Origin of the sequence: Flavobacterium columnare NBRC 100251 = ATCC 23463 (assembly GCF_002530675.1) — a bacterium.
Taxonomy (GTDB): Bacteria; Bacteroidota; Bacteroidia; order Flavobacteriales; family Flavobacteriaceae; genus Flavobacterium; species Flavobacterium columnare.
This window is the reverse complement of the sequence record NZ_PCMX01000132.1, coordinates 1-5,672: the sequence shown is the minus strand read 5'-3', so window position 1 is coordinate 5,672 and position 5,672 is coordinate 1. Positions and strand designations below refer to the sequence as shown.

Below are 5,672 nucleotides of genomic sequence, written 5' to 3'. Positions count from 1 at the left end.
TTAAAAAAAATATTATGAACTTAAAATTTATTTATTCAGGAATATTTATTCTTACCTGTATAGGAATACAAGCACAAGAAAATATACTTTCTCAATCCGAAAAACAATTAATCAGTAAAAAAGAAGATTCTATTGCTAAGATAAAATTAAGTGAGTTACACGCTCAAAAAGAAGCAGAAAAAGAAGCTAAAAAAATAGCAAAAGAAAAGGAAAAAACACTAAAAGCAGAAAAAGCATTGAAAGAAGCAGAAGCTGATCGAGTTAAAGAAGAACAACGTAGAATAGAACAATTAGAAAAGGACAAAAAAAGAATGGAAAAACAGCTTGAAAAAGCTGAAAAAGAACGCAAAAAAATAGAAGAAGTCAAAAAAAATTTAGCAAAAGCACGTGACAAACAAGAAGAAATCAATCAAGATATTGAAAAAGAACAGAAAAAATTTGACAAACTCAACCAAAAAGGAAAGCTATCTCCTCTAGACATTGAAAAGTGGAATAAAAAAATAGAAAAAATGCGTGAAAAAGCTGCTAACCAAGATAAAAAAGTAAAAAAAGCGGAACGTGAATTAGAAAAATTATAAAATAATATCTTTATAAGACAGAACTACAGGATACCCTTTGTCTAAAAAATAAGATAAAGGGTTTTCATTTGAAACAACCATAACAAAATCCCCTCCCCAAGCTCCTAGACTTTTAACCATTCCATTAAAATCTGTAAAAAGTACCTCTTTTACAGTTTGTTGCTCTAAAATGGCACTCATTTGGATTTCGTGTAATTGCAATGCCTTAGAAAAACTTTCTATTTCAGCAGCATTTATAACTTCCTGAGTAAGTGCATTAATCGTTGGTATTATGGTCGCTATATCAACTTTTTTCTCATTATATTTCTTAATTGCAGTTCGACTATTTTGTTTTTGATTTAAATAAACGAAATAAATTTGATCTCTGAAATCTGGAAAAAAATCAGTTTCTATAGCATGGGGTTTTTCATCAATAAGTTGGTAAGTTATCGGAGAAGAATATTTCGCACATGCAATATCATATCCACTCCCTCCAAAACTATTTTTAAGCAATGTAAAAGCATCAATCTCTAACCATTGAGCAATATTATTTATTAGTGTTGAAGAAGTTCCTAAACCCCAAAGTTTTGGAAAAGTTAGTTCTGTTTTTATTTTATATCCTGAATGCTTTTTAAAAAAATCTTTATTTAACAAGTATCCGTGATGTAGTATTTCCACTAATGTTGTCTTTATCTTATCCTCTTGAAATTCTTTTTTAGTTAGAACCTCTTGAAAACTAAAAGAACTCTCAAACCAGATACTACCATCACTATCGTAACTAGTCCACTCAAAAGTATTAGGCGATCCTTCTTCAACTATCAAATTTTGTCCAAACTTTGTAGGCAATGCTAAAGCTTGAGCACCATCTAAAACTACATATTCTCCTGTAATCAATAGTTTACCGTTGCTATAAAAAGTTTGTCTCATAGTCATTTGCAAAAAAGTTCTTTACTTTCTAATTTCAGCTAGATAATCTACAACGGAACTATGCGAAACCGTATTTTTCTCAAAGTATTTCACCACTTTTTTTCGTTCCTCTTCAGTAGCTTGAAATTGGTTTAAAATATTCATCAAGTGCATTTTCATGTGTCCTTGCTGAATCCCTGTAGTAGTTAAACTACGCAATGCGGCAAAATTTTGAGCTAAACCAGCCACTGCAACCACCTGCATCAATTCTTGAGCCGATGGCTTTTCTAACATTTCTAAAGCTATTTTGACTAAAGGATGCAAAGTAGTTAATCCTCCTACTGTTCCTAATGCCAGAGGAATTTCCATCCAGAAAGTAAAAACACCATTTTCTATTTTGGCATGAGACAGACTAGAATATTTTCCTTCTTTTGAAGCATAAGCATGAACTCCTGCCTCTATTGCTCTAAAATCATTACCTGTAGCAATTACCACAGCATCTATTCCGTTCATAATCCCTTTGTTATGTGTAACGGCACGGTACGGCTCTATTTCTGCTATACGAACTGCTTGCACAAATTTTTCAGCAAACTCTTGTGGATTTTCAATAGTTTTCTCACGTAATTCTTCTACTTTACAAGAAACTTCTGCGCGAACTAAGCAATTTGGAACATAATTAGATAAAATACTCATCACGATTGTGATGTCTTTTTCTTCTTCTGAAAATATTTCAAATACTTGTGCTTCCTTTTTTAATGTTTTAGCAAATTGCTCTAAACAGGAATTAATAAAGTTAGCGCCCATTGAATCTTTTGTTTCAAAAGTAGCGTGTAACTGATAATAGTTTTCTAAATCAGCTGTTTTATCACGAAGTACAACCTCTAAAATTCCACCACCGCGTTTTTGCATATTTTTAGTAATACTTTCCGTTTCGAGAAAAAATTTCGATTTGATTGTATCAAAAAAAGTTTCTAATTTTTGTTTATCTCCTTGATAAATAAAATGGACTTGCCCTATTTTTTCGGTATTAATAACAGTCGTTTTAAATCCGCCACGGTCTGACCAAAATTTAGCAGACTTACTGGCAGCAGCTACTACACTACTTTCTTCTACGGCAAAAGGAATACTGTAATTCTTTCCATTAATTATGAAATTAGGTGCGATTCCTAATGGTAAGTAAAAGTTAGTAATTGTATTTTCAATAAATTCATCATGTAATTTTTGTAAGTTCGTATCATCATTCCAATATTGTTTAATGATTCTTTTTGTTTCTTCTGAATTTGAAAAATGGGTTTCAACTATCCAGTTGATTTTTTCTTCCTTTGATAATTTTGAAAATCCGCTAACTGTTTTAGTCATTTTATTTACTAGTGTTTTCTTTATTCTTAATAATGCTATTTATAGTGATAATTTTACAATCATCACTAATTTTATATTCTAATTAAATCTTTTTTATGAATAATTGCTTATCCAACTCCTTTTAAAACAAACAACTATCTTTATCTATTTAGGCTTATTAAATCTTTTTTAAAGCCCCCAAATTTATTTTTTCTAAACGTTCAAAAGAGCGGCATCTTTTATTTCAAAATCAACAATTCCTTTTCGTTATAAATATAATTATCAAAAGTACTTACTTCCTAGATGTCATTTCTTTTACGAACATGGTACATTCTATTGATAGTAACCATGAAATTTTATTCTCTCTAATTGACTAATTCTCTTTGATTCATTAAAAAAACAAGGTTTAAAATACCATCCTTCCTTTTTAATGCTGGAATTAACATCAATCCTTATTGTTTCTATAACGAGTGTTTTACGGAACAAAAGTAATAATTTTACACCATAAAGCCACAACCAGAACCATTGCTCAGATGGTCAAAATTAGCTTTTAACAAAAAAATCCGCTATTGTTTAGTTTTTTTTCACTAAAATTGGGCGATTTTTTATATCAACTAAAAAATGAAAAACAAAATTACATCCGTTTTAGTATTGTTTTTGGTATCATTTTCAGCGATAGCTCAAAAACAAGTATCCTTAGAAGAAATTTGGTCTGGAGCCTTTAGAGCACAAGGTATGACTGCTTTAGAAGCCATGAAAAACACAAATCAATATACTGTTTTAGATTTTGATAAAACGTCTAAATCTTCACAAATTAATTTGTATGATTTTGCCACCTTAACTAAAGTAGCTACACTAATAGATAGCAAAAACTTTAGTCAATTAGAGGGGATTGACCAATATACTTTTAGTAAGGACGAAAAAAAAATATTGATTGCAAATAATAGTGAACAAATTTTTCGTCATTCTTTCGTAGCTGATTATTTTATTTATGATACTACCACAAAATCGTTAACTCAATTAACCGATTACAAAGTACAAGAACCTAGCTTTTCACCTGATGGTTCAAAAATAACCTATGTTTACCAAAACAATTTATATTTCTACGATATAGCTTTAAAAAAACATACCCAAATTACAACTGATGGCAAGAAAAATAATATTATTAACGGTGTAACAGATTGGGTATACGAAGAAGAATTTTCGTTTGTAAAAGCTTATGATTGGAATTTAGATTCTAATAAAATAGGTTTTATCCGTTTTGATGAAACAGATGTCCCTCAATTTTCAATGGATCTATACAATGAAGGTCTATATCCGCTACAATCTGTTTTTAAGTATCCGAAAGCAGGTGAAAAAAACGCTCTAGTTTCTTTGCATATCTACGATATAAAAACAGGAATAACGAAAAAAATTAATTTAGACAATTACAACGATTTTTATATTGCTCGTATAAAATGGACTAATGACCCTAACACGTTGAGTGCGCAAATTTTAAATCGCCATCAAAACAATTTAGACCTGTTATTTGTAGATGGAAATTCAGGAACCACTAAAGTTGTTCTTAACGAAAAAGATAAAGCATACGTAGATGTAACTGATAATTTGACATTTTTAAAAGACAATAGTTTTATTTGGACTTCTGAAAAAGAGGGTTTTAATCATATTTATCATTATGACAAAACAGGTAAGTTAAAAAAACAAATAACAAAAGGCCCTTGGGAAGTAACTCACTATTACGGTTTTGACGAAAAAAATAGTATGATTTATTATCAGTCTGTTGAAAATGGTTCTATCAATCGTGATGTATATGCTATAAAAATTGACGGAAGCAATAAAACCCGTTTAACATCCCAAACGGGAACGAATACAGCTACTTTTAGCCCTAACTTTCAGTACTTTATTAATTCCTATTCTAGTGCTAAAAACGCACCAAAGTACACTCTAAACGATTCTAAGACGGGAAAAGAAATTAAAGTTATTGCTTCTAACGAAAAACTAGAAGAGAAATTAACAAATTACAACCTGCCTTCAAAAGAATTTTTTGAACTCATAACAGAAAAAGGACATAAATTAAATACTTGGATAATTAAGCCAACAAATTTTGATACCTCAAAAAAATATCCTGTATTCATGTTTCAATATTCAGGCCCTGGTTCACAACAAGTAGCGAACAAGTGGAATACCAATGATGATTACTGGTTCAAAATGTTAGCACAACAAGGCTACATTATAGTATGTGTAGACGGACGTGGAACAGGTTTTAAAGGAGCTGAATTTAAAAAATGTACGTACAAAGAATTAGGAAAATATGAAGTCATAGACCAAATAGACGCGGCAAAAGTAATAGGAAACTATTCTTACGTAGATAAAACTAGAATTGGTATATTTGGCTGGTCGTTTGGAGGATTTATGGCATCTAATTGTATTTTTCAAGGAGCCGATGTGTTTAAAACAGCTATAGCTGTTGCACCTGTAACTTCTTGGAGGTATTATGATAGTATTTATACAGAACGTTATATGCAAACGCCTCAAGAAAACGCAGGGGGCTATGATAATAATTCTCCCATTACACACGTAAATAAATTAAAAGGAAACTTTTTATTAATCCATGGTACGGCTGATGACAACGTACACGTACAAAACACAATGAAAATGATAGAAGCTTTAGTACAGGCTAACAAACAGTTTGATTGGGCCATTTATCCAGATAAAAACCACGGCATTTATGGAGGCAAAACACGTTTACAGCTGTATACTAAGATGGGATCAAGTCTAAAACCTGTGGATTTGATAAATTAGGCATATAAATTTGTAAGTCTAAAAAGAAAGAATTCTATGTTTCTTACGCCTCTAAATTTACTTCTAAAA

At 30.7% G+C, this 5,672-nt stretch carries 4 protein-coding genes; 2 read left to right on the top strand and 2 right to left on the bottom strand.

The window, feature by feature from the left end; all coding sequences use genetic code 11:
* Window positions 1-578, top strand: a 578-nt coding sequence (locus B0A78_RS14340) for a hypothetical protein (protein ID WP_211282056.1), incomplete at its 5' end; no start/stop codon positions are given.
* Here B0A78_RS14340 and B0A78_RS13335 read toward each other — a convergent pair.
* Together B0A78_RS13335 and B0A78_RS13330 are read right to left on the bottom strand one after the other, a co-directional pair.
* The gene (locus B0A78_RS13335) at window positions 573-1,484 is read right to left on the bottom strand and encodes a GYDIA family GHMP kinase (RefSeq protein WP_041253364.1); all 912 of its coding nucleotides are present in this window, start codon (window positions 1,482-1,484) and stop codon (window positions 573-575) included. The genes B0A78_RS14340 and B0A78_RS13335 overlap by 6 nt on opposite strands.
* 21 nt (window positions 1,485-1,505) lie before the next feature.
* Window positions 1,506-2,822: a hydroxymethylglutaryl-CoA reductase, degradative gene (locus B0A78_RS13330; protein WP_014164955.1), complete on the bottom strand. Its 1,317-nt coding sequence runs from the start codon at window positions 2,820-2,822 to the stop codon at window positions 1,506-1,508.
* A 600-nt stretch (window positions 2,823-3,422) separates the two neighbouring features.
* Between B0A78_RS13330 and B0A78_RS13325 the strand changes: the two genes are divergently transcribed.
* Window positions 3,423-5,603, top strand: coding sequence for a S9 family peptidase (locus B0A78_RS13325; RefSeq protein ID WP_097609758.1), 2,181 nt, complete (start codon window positions 3,423-3,425; stop codon window positions 5,601-5,603).
* Window positions 5,604-5,672 lie beyond the last annotated feature (69 nt).